The organism is Jatrophihabitans sp. (genome assembly GCA_036389035.1).
Classification (GTDB): Bacteria; Actinomycetota; Actinomycetes; order Mycobacteriales; family Jatrophihabitantaceae; genus Jatrophihabitans_A.
The window spans coordinates 1-22,052 of sequence record DASVQQ010000006.1 but is presented as its reverse complement, the minus strand read 5'-3'; the positions used below and the strand labels follow the sequence as shown (position 1 = coordinate 22,052).

The following is a 22,052-nucleotide window of genomic DNA, read 5'->3' as shown; positions in this document are numbered from 1 at the left end:
AGGATCTACTCCGCGATCATCGAGGCCGGCGCCGCGGCGGAGGCTCCGTACGGATCTGCGACCGTGCCGGCGAGCGGGCGCGCGGAGCGGGTGGTGTCCGGGGCGCCGCGGTAGACGGTGAGTGCCTCGCGCCGCACCGAGAACGTCACCTTGCTCGGCGCGTCGGTCACCTCGCCGTCACGGGCGATGTAACCGGGCAGCCCGGTGGTGGTGACGGTGAGGCTCGGCGTGCGCGTCTCGATGTAGCGCGAGCTGCGGTACATGTCACCGGTGAGCGCGCCGAGCAGCAGGCGCCAGCGCGCTCCGGAGCGGGCCGAGTCGACCAGCCGCACGTCCAGCTGGCCGGAGTCCAGCCCGCGACGCCAGCGTGGCACGAAGCCGCGCGGTGAGTAGCCGCCGTTGCCGATGAAGATCATCACCAACCGGCGCGGCACTCCGTCCACCTCCGCTTCCAGCGGCGGGCAGGAGTGCAGCACCTTGGCGATCGCCAACGCCGCGGCCACCGGCTTGCCGAGCCGCTGCTCCCAGCGCTCGCGGACCTTCACGAACTCGGGATAGCTGCCGAGGCTGGCGGTGTTGAGAAACAAGCTTCCATCGGCGTCGCCGACATCGATGCTGACAGCCCGGCCGGCAGTCAGCGCCTCGACGGCGTCCTCGACGGCGTCGAGCTCCAGGTCGGCGGCGAAGTGGTTGAAGGTGCCGGCCGGCACCACCAGCAGCGGCACCCCGGCGTCCATGGCGGCCTGCGCCGCGGCGTTGACGGTGCCGTCACCGCCGGCGACGCCGAGCACGTCGGCACGGGCGGCGGCCGCCCGCATCGATTCGACGACGTCGTCGGTCTCGCCCAGCTCGACGACCTCGGCCTCGGGCAGGGACTCCCGCAGCGCCTCGGCCACCCCGGTGTTGCCGCCACCGCCGGACAGCAGGCTGACCACGATGACCACTCCCTGCCCGTTCGGACGGGGCGGCTGCGGGCGGGCCGGCGCGGTGTTGATGCGCACCGGCTCGGGGTGTCGCGCCGGCACAGCAGCGATTCCGATGCCGGCCACGGTCGCGCCCAGGGCCGCGCCGGCCAGCACGTCGCTGGTGAAGTGGACGCCGGTGAAGATCCGGGAGAAGCAGACCGCGCCGGCCAACGCCCCGATCGGCACCGCGAGCTCGGGAAACTCGAACCCGACCGCGACCGCGAAGGCTGCCGCCGAGGCGGAGTGCCCGGACGGGAACGAGCTGGAGGTGGGCACGTGGTGGGCGATCCGGGCGGTGGGCACGTCGCGCAGCAGCGGACGACGGCGTGGCACGGCGCGCTTGCCGACCTGGTTGGCCAGCAGGCTGGCAACCGCGATCGATCCCATCCCCCGGACCGCCGCACGGCGCGGGCGGGTCTCGCCGCTGGCGAGCAGGGCGGCCGAGATCGCCATCCACAGTTTGGACTTGTCGGCCGCGCGGGTGAGCAGCGGCAGGCCGCGCTCCAGGACCGGGGGCAGCTTTGCGGCGCCGATCCGGGCGCTCACCGCCACGTCCCAGCGACTGACGGTCGAGAATGCTCGGCGGTTCATCCGGCCAGCCTAGTTGCAGCAAGCGCTGGACGTGTGGTGGGTGTGCTGCCAGCCGGGCGCTGTCCACGGTCAAGCTCGCACGTGCTGCCGGACGTCGACCGGGGTTGGCGGTGGAGGTGGCAACTAGTGGCGTTCTCGGACAGACTCGATGTCATGGCACACGACAAGGGCGAACCAGACACCAGGGCAGATGATCACGTGGCTGGCAGCAGGGCTACCGGCGGAGTGGAAAATCCTGACGCGCCTGATCAGGGCAGCACCACCGGCACCACCCCCACCCCCGAGTTCGTCGGGCGGGTAGCCGGCATCGACGAGAGTGATGTCGGCGAGAGCGGTGCCGAGGCCCGAGCCGCGGCCGGCGAAGGCGACGACTGAGCCTTCTCATGGCTGGGAGCGCAGGACGTGCGCCTGCTCACGCCAGCCACAGCAGCTCGTAGTCGATCCGGGAGACCACGGTGGAGGCGCGAGCCGGGCGCCGGCCCAACCGCTCCCGAGGTGGGCGGGAGTCGGCGCCCACGGACCGAATCCCCGGCGTTGATGTTCCAGCGGAACCGCCGAGAAAGGCCGTCCAGCCGCTGAACTCACATCGGCGCAAAGATGGAGCAGCCGTCAAGGCGGCGAGATCGCCGGGATACGCCATTGCCGGTAAGAACAAGGTGCGCTGCGGCGCTGATCCTCACCCTTACCGCATAAGGGGACTTGCTGAAAGTCGGAGACCTCGAGCTGAGTCCGTGTAGCACAAAGCTACTGATCGTCTTGCTCAGCCCGCTGTGCCGATCCGCGCAACCGGCGATCTGGTCAGCCGGGATGACTCTAGGAATTCGTGTGAATACGGCGCGTTAGCGTTCAAGCCGCAACGCAGCAACGCAGCAACGCAGCAACGCAGCAACGACACTTCAGCCCGCGCATCAGACAGCATGCGGCGACCGCGCCGCCAACCTTGCCGCAGGCCGTTCGTAGAACCGGCCGGCAGATGGTCAGGTTCGCCGCCTCGTCCGAGCGCTACGCGAGGAATCGGGCCAATCGTCGACACTCATCGCATGATCCATCGTGCGCGATCAGTGCCGGTGAGGCCCGGTGATCCGGCCGCAGACACAAAACCGGACATGCGGCTAACTTGTTTGCAAATGACTGCGGACCTGGCTGGGCACGGTGTAGCGGGCGTTGAAACTCGATCGCGCCGGTGGAACAGATGGCGCGGCGGGATCTCGACGGAGTAGAAACGGGACAGCCTAGTCCCAGGCATTGTCTTAGAACCTCCCGACGGCTGGGTAGCGATCATCCCACTTCTCGGCGAGCGTGTATACAGCCGGTCCCCCAGCCTAACCCGGCCTTGCAGTCAGTCGGCAGAACTGGCGCAAGATTGAAGAAACCATCCGGATCCACACATCCGAATATCAGTCGCCGTAAATCCTCTCGAATATTTTTAAAGTCTTTTTGAATCTTTTTAAAGTACTGGACAGCTGATCAACTCGGGATGTCCCAGATGAGCACCTGCCCCGTTATGATCGCGGTCACTTCAGAACACACCCGGGCAAGATGGCGGGTCTGGCACGGCCGATCAGTGATATGCGCGCGCGGCTACCAGGGCGCTCGATAATGCTCGCACCTAAACTGGGCGGCGTCGCTATCGAGCAGCACCTCGGAATCCACCGCAGCGTGCAACCGGCGAGCTAGACACTGTTCAACACGGTCAGCACCTCGCGGCCCAGCGCGTCGTGCCGGTTCGCCGTCAGCCGAGCCGCTGCGTCCCCAACCCTTCAAAATCTCGCGATTCGCCTTCAAAATCCGTCGATTCGCTGGTCAGACCCGAGCAACTCCCCTTCCGGTATCCAGCCATCTGAGCTGGCTCGCCTGGCTTCGTCGATCCGTGCAGACCACCGGTGGCGCACTGACAGAGGGGCTGACATCTGACGGTCCGACACCGGCTGAAACCCATCCCGAGCTGCCCGCGCGCCAACCGGGGCCGAGTGATTCCAGCCGCTGACTACCGGCCGGCGACGCCGATGGGCGAAGCCTGATTTAGCAACTTCGAAGAAAGGAGGTTGCCTCTGACTGCGCATGATCGCAGTTGTCGATTCGAGAACAGCGTGATGCTAGCCGGTCCAAACGTTTGAGCGGCATCGCAAACGCGGCTACCGGAAAGTGCTCGCAGTTCCGGTTACGAACGAGATGCTTCAAGGAATCAGGAGGTACGCCATGCAGTCATGCAGGCATTCGATAGAGCGAGCGATAACCACGATGTGGGAACACCACAATGAGCCTCTGTCGTTGGATGACATTGCCGATACAGCCATACTTAGCAAATTCTACTTCGCCAGGGTTTTCCGGTCGATAACCGGAACAACTCCGGCGCGCTTCTTGACCGCAATTCGCCTGTATCAAGCCAAAAAGCTTCTCCACCAAACCCCGTTCAACGTCACCGACATCGTCTACATGGTGGGATTCAATAGCTTGGGAACATTCACTACACGCTTCAGCAAGAGCGTGGGGATGTCGCCGAGCCGATTCCGGTCACTGTCACATAGCGGCTTCCCTATGTTCTCACCTCCCGAGACGACACCTCACCTGCGAACCACCGCTGTGGAGGGCACGGTGGTGCTGCCGCCGACCAGCACACCGCTGCGCATCTACGTCGGCGCCTTCAGCAGCCCGATCGTCGAGGGGATTCCGGCGTCTTGCTACATGATCGACGTCCCCGCAAACGGCGACCGGGTGCGGAAGTTCCGGCTAGACGCGGTGCCCGCCGGCGAATGGCACGTGCGCGCCACCGCCGTGGCGGTGCGCTGGGCCGACGTGGACCCCCGTCCCTGGGCCCGCCAGCCCCTGTTCGTAGGCGCGGGCAAGGCCCTGGTCAAGCCGTCAGGCCCCAACCTGAATCTCCGCATCCCAATGCGCGGGATGGACCTGATCGACGTGCCGATCCTGTTGGCACTGCCTGAACTGGACAATCGGTCCTTTCCCGAGCCAATGCTGAGCGCGCAGCCGACCTCTGAGCTCGCGGTACGCCGGCACAAAGCATAAGCAAGTAGAAGGAGAAGAAAATGGCCAATGGATGGCGAGCGCTCAGGCGCCGAATTCTGACGCCCAGTACCTCGGAGGCCAGCCTCTCGGTCCGCGGTTTCCACGTGAAGAGTCCCGCCGCGCGGGAGCTGCTAGAGACCGTCGGCGAGACCTTCCTGACCGGGTACGCATATGCCGCCGAGGCGCGCGTGCCGGCGGAGGCGGAAGAGCGCTTGGAGAAGTTGCCGAGGCAGTTCCGCGGTTTTGCCTACGAGGGTGCCGGCATGGGTTTCGCGGTCCGCGACGGCCTTCCGTTCGGGGGCCGCAACTTGAGCCGGTTCCTCGAGGGCAAGGCCGAGCATCACGTGTACATGGTCTACGTCGGCGTGGGCTGGGCGATGGCCCGACTGCCGCGATTCCGCTGGGCGAAGGCCTCCGCAGCCGCCACGGATCCGGTCCTGCGCTGGCTTGTCCTCGACGGGTACGGTTTCCACCAGGCCTATTTCCATACCGATCGGTATGTGCGCCAGCAGTATCAGGAGCCGAGCTTCCCGTGGCCGGTCGGCGGTCCGGCCTCGTACGCGAGCCGGGTGATCGACCAGGGCATCGGAAGGGCGATCTGGTTCGTCGGCGGCACCGACCCCGAGCGGGCGACCGCTCTGATCGACGCGTTCGACGAGACCCGCCGTGCCGATCTCTACGCCGGCGCCGGCTTGGCCGCGACGTATGCCGGCGGTGTGGACGAAGCGGACCTGTTGGATTTCAAGCGGCGCGCCGGCCGGTACCTACCGGATGTGCAGCAGGGTTCGGTGTTCGGGGCGGCCGCTCGATTCCAGGCGGATCTCGTGACGCCGCACACCGAGCTGGCCAGTGACATACTTTGCGGCGTCACTCCCTTCCAGGCATCCGACCTGGCCGACCGGACTCTTGCCGGGGACTTCGGCGCCTCCGAGACCCCGGCCTTCGAACTATGGCGTCGCCGCATCGTGTCGGGGCTTGCCGAGTTCCGGGCCGTTCCATGACGACTAGGAACTCTCCGGCCCTAGCGGCCGTCCGTCAGATCCCGGGGCCAGGGCGTGCCTCCGCTCTGCCCGTCCTCTTCAAGATGGTACGAAGCCGTCTCGATGTCATGGCGTGGGCCGCCGCCGAGTACGGTGACGCGGTCCGCCTGCCACTGGGTCCTAAGACGCTCTACTTCTTCAACCACCCCGACCACGCCAAGCATGTGCTGGCTGACAACGCCGACAATTACACCAAGGGCCTGGGGATGGTCCACGCCCGCCGCGCCCTCGGGGACGGCCTGCTCACCAGCGAAGGCGAGCTCTGGCGCAAGCAACGTAAGATCATCCAGCCGGTCTTCCAGGCGAAACGGATCGCCGGCAAGCTCGGCGCCGTCAGCGACGAGGCGGAGCGCCTTACCAGGCGGCTCCGTTCACAGGCCGGCAAGGGGCCCGTGGATATGCGCGCGGAGATGACCGCGTTCACCCTGGGCGTGCTCGGGCGAACGCTGATCGACGCCGACCTCGCCGAGTTCGATTCGCTCGGCGAATCGTTCGAGGCTGTCCAGAACCAGGCGATGTTCGACGCGATCACCATGGGCAAGGTGCCGCTCTGGCTTCCCCTACCCCTGCAGACGCGCTTTCGACGCGCCAGGCGCGACCTCCAACGAATCGTCGACAGGTTGGCCGCCGGTTCAAAGGCCGGGGCCGCCGGCGACGACTTCGTCTCGCGGATGATCGAGTCGATGGCCCGCGAGACCGACCAACGCCTGGGACGAGTCCATATGCGGGACGAGCTGGTCACGCTGTTACTCGCCGGGCACGAGACCACGGCGAGCACGCTGAGCTGGGCGTTCCATCTGCTCGACGAGCACCCGATGGTGTGGGAGCGGCTGCACGACGAGGCCGTGGCAGTGTTCGGAAGTGGTCCGCTGACCACCGACAGCTTGCACCGTCTCACGTACACGACCCAGGTTCTCAACGAGGTCATCCGCATGTATCCCCCGGTCTGGCTGCTGCCACGCATCGCCCGCGCGGACGACGTGATCGGCGGATTCCCGATCGCCGCTGGCAGCGACGTGCTGCTCAGCCCCTACTTGCTCCACCGGCACCCGGCGTTCTGGACGTCGCCCGAGCGCTTCGATCCCGAGCGGTTCACCCCTGCCGCGTCAGAGCGAAGGAACCGCTACTCCTACATCCCGTTCGGCGCGGGACCGCGGTTCTGCATCGGCAACAACCTCGGCATGATGGAAGCCACCGTCGTGCTCGCCACGGTCGCGCGCGACCTGCGCCTCACCAAGGTCCCCGGGTACAAGGTGTCCGGCGAAGCGATGCTGACCCTGCGGATCCGCGGCGGCCTGCCGATGACGGTCCACACCGCGTCGTGAGGTGACATAACGGCGGTCGCCAATAGCAAACCGGCCGGGACGGATTATCCGTCCCGGCCGGTTTCGCGTTGTCCGGTTACTGGCGAAGCCAGTCAGCCGTGCGCTCGCCGATCATGATCGAGGTCAGGTTGGTGTTCGCCCGAACCGTGTTAGGCATCACTGAGGCGTCGCAGACGAAGAGGGACTCGATCCCGTGTACCGCGCACCGCTCGTCAACGACGGTCGAGGTGTCCTCCGACGGACCCATCCGTACCGTGCCGACCGGGTGGTAGGCGCTGTCCAGGCTCGTCTTGACGTACTGCCGGATCATGTCGTCGTCGTCGATCACCGCTTCGCGCAAGACGACAAAACTTTGCCCCAGCTGGCGAATCCCCGGGTGGTTGGCCAGCCGCCATGAGGTGCGCACGCCTTCCACGAGCAGGTCGAGCTCCCGGCCGCCGTCGTTCAGGAAGTTCAGCTCGATCTGCGGTGGAGCCAGCGGGTCCGTGGAGGTCAGTGCGAGGGTGCCGGAGCTGCGCGGGCGCTGGGAGACGACCATGACACCGAGAATCATCGTCGTTCCGGAGAGCATCTGAAGTTCAGGGAAGTGCTTCAGATCGAAATGGTTCACCATGTAGTACTGCAGGTCGTTGGTTTCGTCCGAGCCGGGCGCGGTGGTGCGCAGGATCTCCTGCAGGAATGGGTCCGACGGGTCGCAGACGCCGGGACGCGGCGAGAGGAACACGCCGGTCCGCTGATGGTCGACGAGGTTCGCGCCGACGCCGGGAAGGTCGGCGCGGCAGTCGATGCCGAGCCGGCGGAGGTTCTCGGTCGCGCCGATTCCGGACCGCATGAGGATCATCGGCGATGCCACCGCGCCGGCTGCCAGGATCACGCGCCGCGCGCTGATCGTTTCGTAGGAACCCCCGTTGACTGAAGCCGTAACGCCAACTGCGCGCGACCCCTCGAAGACGATCCGGTCGACAACGGTATGGGCCCTGATCTCGAGGTTGGGGCGATCCCGCGTCGGGTTCAGGTATGCCATCGCCGTGGTGACTCGGTTCTGGGGATCCCGCCGGCTCGACGGGATCGGCCCGACCCCCGTCGCCTCGGGGTTGTTGTGGTCCTTGACCTCGGGGAAGCCTTCCTCAAGGCAGGCCTCGACAAAGGCGAGCTGCCCTGGCACCAGTTCGTCCTGGCGCCAGCGGCGGATCGGGAACGGGCCGTCCTGGCTGTGGTACTCGTCGTCGAAATCGAGGTCGTTCTCCAGTCGACGGAAGTACGGCAGCACCTCCTTCCAGGACCACGCCGGGTTTCCGGCCGCTGCCCACTCGTCGTAGTCCCCTGGCATACCGCGCAACGCCACCGTGGCGCCGACAGCCGACGAGCCGCCAGTCACCTTTCCGCGCGGGAAGCGTATGCGGCGCCCGTCGTGGATGTCGGCCTTGAATTGCCAGTCATGGTCGTGAAAGGACATTGCGTTGCCACTGCGGATGTCGTCGGGTGTCTGGTCTGGGACCAGATAGTCCGGGCCGGCCTCCAGGAGAAGCACCCGGCGCGACGCATCCTCGGACAGTCGCGCGGCGAGCACGGCGCCGGCGGACCCGGCACCGACGATAATGTCATCGTATTGAACGGTCATCCGTCATCCTCGCTGATCTGCGGTAGCGGAAAGGGCGACGCGAGACGTCGCCAGAGACGGGACGAGTTCCCAGTCCCGCGGGGCAAGCGTCGCACGGCGGACGTGAGGGATTTCTCCCCCGTTGCCGGTGCCGCGCGCGCCGGGGCAAGGAGCGAGAAACACCGCTGTGCCCGCGGCGTCAGGCTCGTCCGGCACAGCCACGAGCTCCGGTCTCGTGGCGCGAAGGAGGCTGCAGCATGCCAGATAATTCGTCCACAGCTAGTCTGGAAGAGGCGCCGGTCGGGGTGAACGCCATGATCCCCAACACCGCGCGGATCATGGACTACTTGCTCGGCGGGAAGGCGAACTTCGCATCCGACCGTGCCGTCGGCGACAACGCGTTCGTCAACTGGCCGGGCGACCCGGGCGGCGTCGAGGGAGTGAAGGTCGATCTCCACGCAGCCCGCGACGTCCTGGGGCGCATCGTCGGATACCTCGCGGGCGAGTGCGGGATTCGACAGTTCCTCGACCTCGCCACCGGTTTGCCCACCATGGGAAACACGCACGAGGCCGCGCGCGCGGTCGCGCCCGGCTGCCGAGTCGTTTACGCCGACAACGAGCCGTCGGTCGCGGCGCACGGGCAGTACCTGCTCGACTCCGACCCCGACTCCGTCTTCCTCGACGCGGACTTCCGCAACCCCAAAGACATCCTTGAAAGGGCGGCGGCGACGCTCGATTTCTCCCAGCCCGTAGGGCTCATCCTGTTCGGCGTGCTCCACTTCGTCGATGACGCCGACGGGCCCGAGCAGATCGTGGCCGACCTTCTCGACGCCGTCCCGTCCGGTAGCTACCTGGCCCTGTCCCACTTCGCCAAGGACGACGGGGACACGGCGCTGAACGCGATGCTCGCGGAGATGGACAAGCAGACGGGCGACTCCGTGGTCCGCCGCACCCGCTCTGAGGTCGAGCGGTTCTTCGACGGCATGGACATCGTGCCGCCCGGGGTGGTGGAGACGCAGCTATGGCGGCCGTCGCAGGACGCCGCAGGACCCGCGCCGTTGCCTATGTGGTGCGGCCTTGCCCGCAAGCGTTGAGGGCCGAGCATGTCTGCACTGGTGACCTATGACGACATCATCGTGGGAGCAGGCAGCGCTGGCGCCGTTCTTGCTGCCCGCCTGAGCGAAGATCCTGACCGGCGGGTGCTGCTGGTCGAGGCCGGGCGGCATTATGCGACCGAGGCGAGGACCCCGGACGACCTTCTCGACGCCAACGCGATGTCGCTTGTGAAGCACAGCTGGGGGTACACGGCCCAGCTCACCCGCGACCGCCGGGTGATGTTCCCGCTCGGGAAGGTGACCGGCGGCTCATCGGCCGTCGGCAACACGGTGGTGATCCGGGGAACGCCGCAGGACTACGACGAGTGGGCGGCTGCCGGAAACCCGCTGTGGTCCTGGGAACACGTGCTCCCGGTCTTCCGCTCGCTCGAGGACGATCTGGACTTCGGCGAAAGCGATGTTCACGGCAGCGGCGGCCCGGTGCCGGTGCGGCGCTGGCGCTCCAATGAGCTGACAGACGTTCAGCAGTCCTTCCTCGACGTCTGCCTCGACGCCGGCCACCCGTGGGTCGAGGACCACAATCATCCCGAGTCGACCGGCGTCGGGCCGATACCGTCGAACCGGCGCGATGCTCGAACCCGCGTCTCGACAACGGGGTCCTACCTCTGGCCGGCGAGTACCCGTAAGAACCTCACGATCCTGCCGCACGCCCTCATCGACCGGGTGGTGTTCGAGGGAGACCGCGCGACGGGTGTGGTCCTGTCCGTCGACGGCGGCCCCTACAGCGAGATCCGAGCACGGCGAGTGATCCTGTCGGCCGGAGCGATCGCCACGCCGGCGATCCTGCTCCGCTCGGGGATCGGGCCTGCGGAGGACCTGCGCGCGCTGGGCATTCCGTTGCGGGCGGACCTGGCCGGCGTAGGCGCGGGGTTGACCGACCAGCCGCGCATCGGCGTGTTCATGACCCCCAAGCCGGGATATGAGAACGAGGGCAAGTCGACCGGTCAGATCGTGACCCGTACGAGCGACAGCCGGTTCAACGACCAGTACTTCGCCATGGTCAACCGCTTCGATCTCACGCTCCATTTTCCCGAGCTGCGCAAAGTCGCCGGGGCAAAGGCGGTGTTCGGCGTCATGGTCGTGCTCCGCCGGCAGCATTCGCGCGGCCGGGTCACCCTCGCGGGGGTCAACCCGTACTCCGCTCCCCGCATCGATTTGGGATACCTGTCCGACGAGCGCGACTACAGCCTGCTCGCCGACGGCGTGCGGGGCTGCTGGGATCTGGCCAGCTCACCCAAAATCTTCAGCAAGGGCGAGCAGTTGGTCGGACTTGACGAGCGCGTCATCAACGATGACGAAGCACTTCGCGGCTATATCGAAAGGGCCGTCGACAGCGCCTACAACCCGGTTGGCACCGCGCGCATGGGGCCGGCCGGCGATCCATCGGCGGTCGTCGATCAGCACTGCGCGGTGTATGGCGTCGAGAACCTTCATGTCGTGGACGCCTCGATCATGCCGAGCATGGTGTGCGCCAACACGCATCTGAGCGTCGTCATGATCGGGGAACGGGCGGCCGCACTGCTTCGTGGCTAGGCATGAATCAGCAACACCACAGACGTTGAATCGCCACAGGAGGTAGGCACACATGTGCGGAATCACTGGCTGGATCTCGTTCGACCGCGACCTTAGGTCCGAGGAGAAGATCCTGGATGCAATGACCGAGACCATGGCGTGTCGCGGCCCCGATGACAGCGGGACGTTGATCGATCGACACGCCGCCATCGGCCACCGGAGACTGGCCGTCATTGACCTGGTCGGCGGTGCGCAGCCGATGACTGTGCATACCGAGCAAGGCGATGTGACGCTCACCTACAGCGGCGAGGTCTACAACTATGTGGAACTCCGCGAGGAGCTGACCCGGCAGGGTGAGCGTTTCACGACCTCCAGCGACACCGAGGTGGTCCTGCGCGCGTACATGCGCTGGGGGCCGGAGCTGGCCGACCGGCTCAACGGCATGTTCGCGTTCGCCATCTGGGACGCGCGCGACCAGAAACTCGTGATGATCCGCGACCGGATGGGGGTCAAGCCGCTCTTCTTTCACCGGACGCCCGACGGCGTGCTCTTCGGCTCGGAGCAGAAGGCCATCCTTGCCAACCCGCTCGCCAAGCGCACGGTGGACATGGACGGACTGCGCGAGGTGTTCGCGTACGCCTTCACGCCGGGACACGCGACCTGGGCGGACATCCATCAGGTCGAGCCCGGCACGGTGGTCACAGTCGATGCCGCAGGCTTGCGCCAGCGCACCTACTGGCGGCTGGAGAGCCGGCCGCACACCGACGATGTGGACACCACAGTCGGACATGTCCGCGAGCTCCTGGGCGACATCGTGCGCAGGCAACTCGTCGCCGACGTGCCGCGCTGCCTGCTGCTGTCCGGCGGACTCGACTCCGGGGCGCTCACCACGCTGGCCGCGGCCCATCTCGGTGACGAGCCGGTGCCGACGTTCTCGGTCGACTTCACGGGCCAGGCTGAGAATTTCAGGCCGGACGAGCTGCGCGACGCTTCGGACGCGCCGTTCATCCACGATGTCGTCAAGCACGTCGGCTCAGATCACACCGACATCGTGCTCGATCCGAGGGCGATGGCGGACCCAGACATCCGCAGGGCCGCGGTCATCGCGCGGGACGCCCCGATCGGGGCTGGCGACATGGACTTCTCGCTGTACCTGCTCTTCAAGGCGATTCGCGAGAAGTCGACCGTCGCCCTATCCGGCGAGGCGGCGGACGAGCTGTTCGGCGGGTACCGGCACATGCACGTCCCCGCGATCCAGCAGGCACGCGCGTTCCCATGGATCGCTGTCAACGTGGGCCCGTTCGACAAGGACTCCACCGGGGTGAACCCGCAGCTGCTGTCGCAGCTGAAGCTTGAGGAGTACCGGTTGGACCGGTACGACAGCGCCGTCGGGGAGGTCCAGCGACTGGACTCCGAGGACGACTTCGAGTACCGCATGCGAATCATGGTCTACCTGCACCTCACTCGCTTCATGCGATACCTGCTCGAGCGCAAGGACCGGATGAGCATGGCGCTGGGGCTGGAGGTCCGAGTGCCGTTCTGCGATCACCGGCTCATGGAGTACGTCTACAACGCGCCTTGGTCGATGAAGACATTCGACGGCAGGGAGAAGAGCCTGCTTCGTGGGGCGGTCAAGGAGATGCTTCCGGAATCGGTTGCTTGGCGGCCCAAGAGCCCATATCCGTCGATTCAGGACCCCTACTACAACCAGCAGCTGCAGCACCAGGGCAAGGAACTGTTGGCGCGTGGAAACCACGGAGTATTCGAGCTGATGGACCGCGGCTGGCTACAGACCGCGACCGCAATCGAGCCCGCTTCGATGGACCGGCTGACGCGGTTGGGCCTGGAGCGGACCCTCGACCTCGGCTTGTGGCTGGATATCTACCGCCCAGAAATCCAGCTTCCGTAGAACCGATCGGCGCAATCTCCGATTGCGACCGCACTGGCTATCGCGGGTCTCGTCAGCGAGACCCGCGATAGCCGTCTTCGGATCTTGTCCAGCTGGTCCGGCCGGCGGCTGTGACTCATTACCGATATATGAAGGACCATCTGGTGGACAGCACGATGGCATCGCGGCTCCCGCGGCGCAAGCCGCGACCAGCCGGCCGGCGGTGCGTGTGCGGAGCCCGATGGCGCTGGCCGCTGGCAAGCGGTGCCCGGCAGATCGTGGTCGGATCCCTGATGTGGTCGAGCTTGGGCCAGGCGGCGTCCACGCCCGAGGTGGTGACGGCGATCCAGCGGTGGTGCGCCGGCGCAGCGGTCGGAGCGGCGCCCTGCTGCACGCGTGCCCTGCTGCTCGAGCCCCGTCGAGGAACCAGGCCGCAGCGCTGACCCGATTGCTGGGATTGCCTTTTTCTGACAGGGCATGACCGCTGACCGTGGAGCTGACCGGTCGAGCCGGCCGTGCTTCGGCACGAGTCCTCACAGCCTGGTCGACGGTCTCCTTACGCCTTGGCACAGCGATCGAGACGGCGTCCGGGCCGGGCGCAGGGTGGGCGACAGAACCAAGCCGAGCGAACTCGCCAGCTGGAGCAGGAGAACGAGTCACCGCGCCGGGCCTCGGCGTCTCCAGCACCAGCGAATCCGTCGGCCACGTAGAACGCTTGCAGTGCCGGCCGGGCCCAACCACCGCAATGTCAGCCGATGCGCGCTGACCTGGCTGGCGGCGGCCGGATTATCAAAGAAGCACTAAAGCGCCGTGCCCCGCCCAGGGGAACTGGGCGGGGCACGGCGTGCTAATCAGCGATTACTGGTTGGCTCCGGGGCCGACCGTGGGGCTGTTGCAGTAGGCCGCGATCTGCCACTTGCCATCATTCTTGGCGAGCACCCAGGTCGCGAACACGGTCCGCTCAGGCGGAGCCGTGCTCTCTCCCGGAATCAGAACCCCGGTCTCGGTGATGACGATTGCCGTGTCATCGTTGAGGAATCGGGTGTCCAGAACCTTGTCGGTCGCCTGGGTGCCCTTCAAGGGTCCGTTGAACAAGAATCCCATGGTGCCCTGGATGTCCGCACGCGACTTCATGTATGAGCCGGGCAGCACCGCACTGGCATTTTCGGCATACTCGGCGACGAACGCGTCCGGGTCGCCCGCGGTCCAGGCGTTATGGACGCCCTTGACGACGGCCTGGACGGCTGCCTCGTCTTGGTTCTGAGCTTCGGTGGTAGTCATGATTCATACCTCGGTTTCGTTCGGATGCTACAGCTAGCCGCTGCGCCGGCTCGAGGAGAGCCGATCGCGACTCACTGATGCGTTGACTGGGATCCGGGTGGTGCCAGCGATCTACGAAGAAGGATTCGCATCGCCGGCATTAGGAGGGTGCAGGCATCGTCTCCATTCTTCGTGAATCAGTTATTTGCCTAACCGAACAGCCGCATCCCCGTGCTGCACGAGCGGGGCGGGGGCTGGGGTGAGAGAGCTGCGACTCGGGTAGGCCAGGGACACAAGGATGCCTACTGCCGAGAATGCTGCTAACAACCATAGTGAATCGCTGAAGTTGCTGATGAAGGTCTCTTGGGACGTGTAGTTGCTCGGGTGAGCGAAGACGCTCGCGGTCAATGCTACGCCGAAGACTGCGCCAACCTCGCGCAGCGTCGCGCTGGTACCCGAGGCGATGCCGATCTCATCGGGACCCACCGAAGTCATCACCCCGTTGGCGACGGTCGGGAACACGATCCCGATGCCCACACCGGCAACCAGCAACGGGCCGAGTAGCTGGCTGAAGCCCATACCGGGCTCGGCGACCAAGGCCACCCATCCGAACCCGAGAGCCTGCAGGGCCATACCCAGGGCCATGAACGGACGGTTGCCGTACTTGTCGGCCATCGGGCCGACGACCGGGGCGATGAACATCGACACGCCCGTCCATGCGAGCAGGTGCAGGCCCGCCTCGAGCGGGGTGTCGCCGAGCCCGGATTGGAAGAACTGCGACATCAAGAACAGAGCGCCGAACAGCGGCGCGTACATGAAGAAGGTGACCCAGCTTGCTGCGTTGAAAGCCTTGTTACGGAACAGATCGAGGCGCACCATCGGCGCGCGTATACGCCCTTCGACTACCAGGAACACCGCCACGATAATCGTGCCGACGACCAGCGCGGTGATGACCTGCGCGCTCCCCCAACCTTCGCTGCTGACCTGCACCAGTCCCCACACAAGGATGAACAAGCCGACACACGCCAAAGCCAGCCCGTAGAAGTCCAGAGGCTGCCGCGGCCCGTAACTCTCCGTCAACCGCGAAAGCGAGAGCGCCGCGGCTATCAAGCCGATGGGGACGTTGACCCAGAAGATCCAGTGCCAGTTGAGTCCGTTGACGACCGCGCCGCCGAAGACCGGCCCGATCGCGACCGCGACGCCCGAGACCGCGCCCCACATGCCGATGGCCGCGCCCCGCTTCTCGACCGGGAAGGCATCGCTGATGAGCGTGAGGGATACGGGCATGATGATGGCGGCGCCCAGGCCTTCAATGGCTCGGGCCGCGATCAGCACGCCGACGTTGGGCGAAAGCGCCGCCACCGCCGACGCCGCCGCGAAGATGATGAGGCCCACTGCGAACAGCCGAACCCGTCCGAAGCGGTCGGCCAGTGCGGCCGCGGACAGCAGGAAGCACGCGAAAGTCAGGACGTAGGCGTTGATGGTCCACGTGAGGTCGCCGAGACTCGCGTTGAGGCTGGTGCGCAGCACCGGCAGTGCGGTGGTCACGACGAGGGCGTCCAGGGCGGCCATGAAGACGCCCACTGAGGCAAGGGCCAGCGTCCAGCCCTTATGAGGTGTGACTGCCTCGGTGGTGGCGGATTGCATGCTGTGTGCTCACTCCTTCTAGAGGCTCAGCGGTGGTGGTGACGGCCATCTACCACTCGATTTTTGAAGTAGCTGGTTCACTTTCTCCACCGGAGCGTAGGGCTAGCAAGGTACATGCGCAACCTTGCTCACATGGACAGAGAAACACGGTTTGGTGGACAGAATTAAGTGGATTCGACACTTCCGCACCAGTCAGGACTGACCTGCGGACGTCACTATTTGATCAAGGATCTGATCAGACGCTCGTCGCCGCCGAGCTTGACACGGCCCTCGTCCACGGCGTCGTCGAGCGTCTCGTCACCATTTATCAGCATCTTGAGGGTGCGGGCGTCGATCTCGACGACGGCGTCGGGATCGGAGCCGGCGGGACGGGTGACGACCAATCCAGCCTCGCTGAAGCGCAGAGTGAACAAGCGGTAGTCGTCTACCCGCATGTCGCAGATGCCAGCGACCGGTGCGCCGGCGGCGAAGAGAAACTGTGCCCGGGCCCGCAGCGCCAGGACCAGCGAGTCCACGGTAGAAGGCGCCTGCGGGTCCCAGTAGGGCGACTTCGTCGCCCAGTTGCCCAACGCGAACAGAACGGGCTCAAGGGAGTGGCCCCAGTCGGTCAGCTCATACACCAGCCGGCTCACCGGGGCATCCGCACGGTACTTGCGCAACACACCGATCGCTTCAAGATCATGGAGTCGGATCGAAAGGATGTTCGAGCTTGCTCCACTGAGCGCGTCCTGCAGGTCGCTGAAACGCTTCGGCCCAAGGAGGAGCTCGCGTACCACCAACAGGGCCCAACGCTCCCCTACCAGATCTAGGGCATGGGAGACCGAACACCCCTCCTTGTAGCTGCGCTTCGTGCTCATGTTGTTACGATATCTCCTCCGCCGGTTTGGCGCGTTCGCTATCGGTTACTTTTTCAGTTAACTGATCCGGCTGCCGCTACCTGACCCGACTGGCGCGCCGGTGACTGCTGCAAGATACGCGGCGGCTTTGTCAGGGTCCATGAACCACTCGTCGAAGTCGTTAGGGTCGTCGAAAGACTCGATGTAGCGATTGCCGATTGCCGGGATCTGACTCGCGGCTCCCAGAATTTCAAGCACGTGCGGAGGGGGCGGCAGGAGCATCATGTTCGTCCACTGTGTGGTCGCACGCCCGTGCAGCGTCCAGAACGCCTCGAAGGCGCCTTCCATGAAGGTGCTGTCGAACGGCCGATCCCCGTGCTGCAGGATGCGGTCGAGATAGACGGCCGCACACTTGGCGGCCAGATTCGAGCCCTGACCCGTGATGGGGTCGTTGGTCACGACGACGTCCCCCATACCCAGCACGCGGCCGCCAGAGGGCAGTGTCGCGACGGGGTGCCGTACGGCGGGGGCAAACCCGCCCCGTAGCGTTCCGCCCTGGTCGGTGAGCTCCAACTTGGTATAGCGCTCGCGCACCCACGGCACGTGCTGCTCGAGCACTTCGACGAAACGCTCGAGATGTTGCTGGGGCGAGCTGACGTCGCTGAAAACGTCCAACGGCCCGCCTGGGATGGCCTCGAAGAACAGGACGTGGCAGGGCCCGGAGACGGTAAGCGCCGGCATCACAATCATCTCGCCCCGTCCCGGCAACAGGTGGAAATCGACCGAGTGCTCCCCTGGGCCGCTGGGATCGGGCTGGTAGCCATTGACGTACACGACCGAGAGCATTCGCTGTGGGGTCGTGAAAGGCGAACGGGCCGCGTCGCGCTCGAAGACCTCGGCCAGTGCGCCCTTGCCGGCGGCGACGACCACGAGATCGTAGACGCTCGACCAGGTGTCGAGATCGGCGATGGTCGCGTTGGTGATGATCAGTTCGCCACCATTCTCTTCGAACAACCGGAGCCATCGTGACATCTTGACCCGCTGGTCGATGTCGGCGCCGGGCTTCTTCAGCGGGCTGCCCCACTCGAGAATCGGGGTGGGTCCGTCGCCGCCCAACGAAAAGGTGGTGTTCGGGGTGTATGGGGGCTGACCGTCCCAGAAGTAGATTCCGAGATCGCGCTCGAATTGGAGCGTGCTATCGAACTGGAACTGCGACGACATGACGTTACCGTTTTCGATTTCATCGGCCGTGCGCGCCGACACGACAGTCACGTCATATCCGTGATGTTGCAGCCCGAGCGCCAATTGCAGCCCAGCCTGCCCGGCGCCCACGATAAGAATTCTAGGCATTGAGGCACTCCCTCTTGAAGTAACGTGATGATCTTTTCCGTTGGACGTTCATATTTGCTGCAAGTCTTCTTTTCCCGCAGCCGCAACCTTCTTCTGCATTGCCAGAAAAAGGGGATGAAGCGAACAGGAGTTCGCCGATGCCGAGGTGCGGCGCCTACGGCGTCGGAAAGAACGTGCGGAGGAATTTCTCCCAGGCACGATCGCCGAAGATCACGCGCTGGGGACGCAGCAACCGCACCGGCACGCCGAGTCGGTAGCGGATCCGCGGACGGCTGGCAGTGACCGCCTCCTCGACAAGGGCAGCGACGGCGTCTGAGCGCAGCGACAGCCGGCCGCGACCCTTCGGATGGTCGACCTCCCGATAGGCGCCGTGCCACTCGACGAAACGCTCCCAGAAATCGCCGTACGGATCGTCGACGGTAGACCCTGGAGCGAGTCCGAGCTCGCCCACGGTGGTGGGGACGAATGCGCCGAGGATCGGCGAGGGCTCGATAATCACGACCTCGATCCCGAAGCGGCGCACCTCCTGCCGGAGTGAGTCGCCGATCGCCTCAAGCGCGTGCTTGGTCGCCTGGTAATAGCCGCGCCCTGGAGTTGCGAAGAGCCCGAAGATCGACGACATGATGACGATGCGGCCCGATCCCTGCTGCCGCATACCCGGCAGAACCAGTTGCGTCATACGGGACAGGCCGAAAACGTTCGTCTCGAACTGGTGTCGGACCTCATCGATGGGGGTCTGCTCGATCGTGCCGTTGAGGCTGTAGGCGGCATTGTTGACCAGCACGCCGACCGCGCCGTGCTCGGCGGTGATTCGAGCTACCGCCGCGATCATCGACTCTTCGTCTGTCACGTCGACGCGCAGGGTGCTGATGCCACACTCCGCGAGGTCCTTGAGACCCTCCAGGCTCCGGCCGCTCGCGTAGACCGGCCATCCAGCACGGTGCAGCCGGAGCGCCAGAGCCCTACCAGTACCTGACCCGAGCCCTCCCATCGAGGAGATACCGGTGATGAGAACCGCTCGGGACGGATTCATCGCCGGCCTCAACTGTGTGAGGTGGTGACGGCTGGGTCGGAGGCCTCGGACGGCTCCAGCTGGGAGATCCGGCTCCTGGCCACCGACGCCCCGAGCCCGAGACCGTCCACCAGACGGGTGATGAAGTTGAACAGCGCCGCGCAGAAGAAGGCCTCAAGCAGATCGTCGGCGGTCCAGCCGGCGTCCAGAGCCACCTGCCAGTCCTTGTCGGTGATCCGGTAGGCGCTGCGGCTGAGCTTGGTCACCAGGTGCAATAACACCCGGGTCGGCTCGTCCACCGGAAGGTCGTCGGGCGAGTCCGCTGCTTCGATTGCCTGGGCCAGTTCGGGGCTTCCACCGAAGACTTGCAAGAAGTAGCTGTGCGTGCCGACACAATACGGGCACTCGTTCACCTTCGACGTCCAGGCAGAGATCAACTCCCGGGTCTGGCGTGGCAGCTTGCCGTGGTTGAAGACGCCATCGTATCCAGCGAGCATCGTCTCAAGGAGTTTCGGCCGCGTCGAGACAAGCCGGAACATGTCGGGGACGAAGCTCAGCGCGGTGACCTCTTTGGCGCGCTCATAGAGTTCTGCCAGATAACCTGTCGCGTCCGCTTCGTCGACCAACGGAACGCGGACCCCTGAGGTCATATCCATCTGTACACCATTCCTCTCATTAACCAACCGAAGTGCGTGGCATGTTCCTGCGGCGGAGCACGGGCATCGCCTCCGCCTGGAAGTCGAGTTTGGGATCGAGGCTCTGCACGATTCCCTCGACCACCAGAAGTGACAGCAGTGGGAACGCGAACTCGGGCGCCGGGTAGATACCGAACCGCCGCTGGAGATTGAACAGCCGCCCAGCGAACGTGGCCAAGTTGAATTCAATCGAGCGAACCCCGGTTGCCTCCCTGACGAGCTCGGTCAGGTCCGCGCGGAATCCGCTGAGGTCGCAGCCGTCCGCGGTGCCCGCCGCACTCTCGATGATGATCTCGGCGCAGAGGGGGCCATTACCCATGGCCAGGTTGATGAAGAAGTCAGAGAAGGAGGCGCGCACCGGCTCGGGAAGCTGGATCAGAAAGCCGGCGTCGAGGATCACCACGGAACCGTCGTCGTTGATGTAAAGGTTTCCCGGGTGCAGGTCGCAGTGGACCAGCCCGTCGACGAAGAGCATCTCGTAGACCGTCAACATCACCCGGCGCGCGGCCACATTGCGCACATTCTCCGAGAGTGACTCCGGCGCGGCCCGGACCAGCCCCTCCACGTATTCCATCACCAGCACGTCCTCCGAGCAGAGCTCGGGCAGCGGTGCCGGAATCCGGATCCAGGAGAATTCCGTCAGGTTCGCGCGCAGGTCGTCGAGCGCTTGGCACTCTGCCATGAGGTCCAATTGGCGCAGGATGGCGCCGCCGACCTGCGCGTGCATCAGCTTCATGGGCATCGACCGCAGCCATGGCAGCCGTTCGGCGGCGCTCATGGCCGCGGCCGTCAGCTGGTAGTCCCGCCGCATTACCCGGTCGATGCCCGGCCTGCGCACTTTCACCGCGACCTGCTGACCGTCGCGGGTGACCGCGCGGTGGATCGTCGCGATGCTACCGGTGGCCACCGGCGTCCAGTCGAACTCGACGAACGGCCACTCCTGTCCCCGGTACGCCCGCCGGAGTAAACCCTCCAGGCGGGCACGTCGAGGTGGCGGCGGCGCATCCGTCAGCCGGCCGAGTGCCGTGCACACGCGCTCTGGAAGAAGATCGCGCCGGGTGCTGAGCAACTGGCCGATCTTGATGTAGGACGGCCCGAGCGAGATGAACAACGACGCGAGGTGCTCGCCCTCGCCAGCCCACCGCCGCCTTCGCAGCCGCGCCCCCAGCGTGGCGGCCCCGAAGACCACGGCGTAGCCGAGCGAGACGCTCGCGACTCGCGCGGCTCGAATGACCGTGCCAGGCAGTTCGGTGAGAAATCCAGCCGATGCTTTGGCCAAGCCTGTCACCCCCACGGATGCGATAGCCAAGGGTGATCCTCCTGAACCAGCGTGGTCCGTCGCACCCGTCGTCCCAGGAATCGTCTTCTAGGAGTGAGCAAGTAACTACTCTGAGCTTGCTTCGCAACCGCACGATCAAAGAATCGGGGCACCAGCCGCGGCACCACACTGGAGCCCGCTGTCCGGTGATCCACATGCGGCTGGCAGTTGAAGGATCCCCTATCTCACCACGGGATTCCCTGCCCCTGAGCTCGGGATCGCTCCGGTGCTGAGCTTTACCAAGGGCCGCATATCTCGGCTGGCAACGAGCGATGCTGCTGACCGGCTCACCTGTCTCGGGGCACCTGTCCCGTCCTTCAAGGAGTCACAACGTGTATACAAGCGTGGCCATGCCGATGGTCAGCCTTGCCATAATCGTTCCGCTTGCGCTCGTACTCGTGCTCGGCAGGCCGTTCCTTATCATGGCCTCGATTGACCGGCCGGGTGCGGTATGAGCCCGACCGCGCTCGCCGCCGGGTTCTCGCCGCTTCCGCAGCCGGCCGGTCATGATCTGCTGGTCTTTCTGATCCAGGTCGGCGTGCTGCTCGGCCTGGCGGTGATCCTGGGGCGGCTGGCCGTCCGGTTCGGGATGCCGGCAGTGGTGGGTGAGCTGCTGACCGGGGTGCTGATCGGGCCGTCCCTGCTCGGGCACCTGACGCCGGAACTGTGGGACTGGCTGTTCCCGGCCAGCGCGCCGCAGGCGAACATGATCAACGCGGTGGCCCAGGTCGGGGTGCTGCTGCTGGTCGGGCTGTCGGGGATGCACGTCGACCTGGGCCTGATCCGCCGACGCGGCGCCACCGCGGTCCGAGTCAGCCTGGGCGGGCTGCTGATACCACTGGGCCTAGGTGTGGGGCTGGGCTTCCTGCTGCCG

Annotated in this window: 17 protein-coding genes; 8 read left to right on the top strand and 9 right to left on the bottom strand. The window is 65.7% G+C overall.

Annotated elements, in window-relative coordinates; translation table 11 throughout:
- Positions 1–5 precede the first annotated feature (5 nt).
- Positions 6–1,556, bottom strand: coding sequence for a phosphatase PAP2 family protein (locus VF557_02380; GenBank protein ID HEX8079037.1), 1,551 nt, complete (start codon positions 1,554–1,556; stop codon positions 6–8).
- 153 nt (positions 1,557–1,709) lie between these two features.
- Here VF557_02380 and VF557_02375 point away from each other — a divergent pair, with 153 nt between their 5' ends.
- The 4 genes from VF557_02375 (at position 1,710) to VF557_02360 (ending at position 6,945) form a co-directional block, all read left to right on the top strand.
- A complete protein-coding gene (locus tag VF557_02375) occupies positions 1,710–1,931 on the top strand; it encodes a hypothetical protein (protein HEX8079036.1) in 222 nt (73 codons plus the stop codon).
- Between the two features lie 1,797 nt (positions 1,932–3,728).
- Positions 3,729–4,580 (top strand): helix-turn-helix transcriptional regulator, encoded by an 852-nt coding sequence (locus VF557_02370; GenBank protein ID HEX8079035.1) that lies wholly within the window; start codon positions 3,729–3,731, stop codon positions 4,578–4,580.
- Positions 4,581–4,600: 20 nt separating this feature from the next.
- Positions 4,601–5,581, top strand: coding sequence for a DUF1702 family protein (locus VF557_02365; GenBank protein ID HEX8079034.1), 981 nt, complete (start codon positions 4,601–4,603; stop codon positions 5,579–5,581).
- 107 nt (positions 5,582–5,688) lie between these two features.
- Positions 5,689–6,945: a cytochrome P450 gene (locus VF557_02360; GenBank protein ID HEX8079033.1), complete on the top strand. Its 1,257-nt coding sequence runs from the start codon at positions 5,689–5,691 to the stop codon at positions 6,943–6,945.
- Positions 6,946–7,021: 76 nt separating this feature from the next.
- On the opposite strand, the gene VF557_02355 is transcribed toward VF557_02360, so the two are convergent.
- Positions 7,022–8,566: a GMC family oxidoreductase N-terminal domain-containing protein gene (locus VF557_02355; protein HEX8079032.1), complete on the bottom strand. Its 1,545-nt coding sequence runs from the start codon at positions 8,564–8,566 to the stop codon at positions 7,022–7,024.
- 236 nt (positions 8,567–8,802) lie between these two features.
- Here VF557_02355 and VF557_02350 point away from each other — a divergent pair, with 236 nt between their 5' ends.
- From VF557_02350 to asnB, 3 genes are read left to right on the top strand one after another with little or no spacing between them, the layout of a single operon-like run.
- The gene (locus tag VF557_02350) at positions 8,803–9,639 is read left to right on the top strand and encodes an SAM-dependent methyltransferase (protein ID HEX8079031.1); all 837 of its coding nucleotides are present in this window, start codon (positions 8,803–8,805) and stop codon (positions 9,637–9,639) included.
- 21 nt (positions 9,640–9,660) lie between these two features.
- Complete coding sequence (locus VF557_02345) at positions 9,661–11,193, top strand: GMC family oxidoreductase N-terminal domain-containing protein (protein HEX8079030.1); 1,533 nt, start codon at positions 9,661–9,663, stop codon at positions 11,191–11,193.
- A gap of 52 nt (positions 11,194–11,245) precedes the next feature.
- Positions 11,246–13,081, top strand: coding sequence for an asparagine synthase (glutamine-hydrolyzing) (gene asnB, locus VF557_02340; GenBank protein ID HEX8079029.1), 1,836 nt, complete (start codon positions 11,246–11,248; stop codon positions 13,079–13,081).
- Positions 13,082–13,918: 837 nt separating this feature from the next.
- Here the strand turns inward: asnB and VF557_02335 are convergent.
- The 7 genes from VF557_02335 to VF557_02305 form a co-directional block, all read right to left on the bottom strand.
- Positions 13,919–14,341 (bottom strand): SgcJ/EcaC family oxidoreductase, encoded by a 423-nt coding sequence (locus VF557_02335; GenBank protein ID HEX8079028.1) that lies wholly within the window; start codon positions 14,339–14,341, stop codon positions 13,919–13,921.
- 180 nt (positions 14,342–14,521) lie between these two features.
- On the bottom strand, positions 14,522–15,967 hold the full coding sequence (locus VF557_02330) for an MFS transporter (GenBank protein HEX8079027.1): 1,446 nt from the start codon (positions 15,965–15,967) through the stop codon (positions 14,522–14,524).
- Between the two features lie 215 nt (positions 15,968–16,182).
- Positions 16,183–16,824: a winged helix-turn-helix transcriptional regulator gene (locus VF557_02325; protein ID HEX8079026.1), complete on the bottom strand. Its 642-nt coding sequence runs from the start codon at positions 16,822–16,824 to the stop codon at positions 16,183–16,185.
- 57 nt (positions 16,825–16,881) lie between these two features.
- Positions 16,882–18,135, bottom strand: coding sequence for a styrene monooxygenase/indole monooxygenase family protein (locus VF557_02320; protein HEX8079025.1), 1,254 nt, complete (start codon positions 18,133–18,135; stop codon positions 16,882–16,884).
- Positions 18,136–18,307: 172 nt separating this feature from the next.
- Positions 18,308–19,144 carry an SDR family NAD(P)-dependent oxidoreductase gene (locus VF557_02315; protein ID HEX8079024.1) on the bottom strand — a complete coding sequence of 279 codons (837 nt, stop codon included), beginning with the start codon at positions 19,142–19,144 and terminating at the stop codon, positions 18,308–18,310.
- 50 nt (positions 19,145–19,194) lie between these two features.
- Positions 19,195–19,821: a carboxymuconolactone decarboxylase family protein gene (locus VF557_02310; protein HEX8079023.1), complete on the bottom strand. Its 627-nt coding sequence runs from the start codon at positions 19,819–19,821 to the stop codon at positions 19,195–19,197.
- 19 nt (positions 19,822–19,840) lie between these two features.
- On the bottom strand, positions 19,841–21,169 hold the full coding sequence (locus VF557_02305) for an AarF/UbiB family protein (GenBank protein ID HEX8079022.1): 1,329 nt from the start codon (positions 21,167–21,169) through the stop codon (positions 19,841–19,843).
- Between the two features lie 460 nt (positions 21,170–21,629).
- Between VF557_02305 and VF557_02300 the strand changes: the two genes are divergently transcribed.
- A partial coding sequence (locus tag VF557_02300) for a cation:proton antiporter (GenBank protein ID HEX8079021.1) occupies positions 21,630–22,052 on the top strand: 423 nt, incomplete at its 3' end.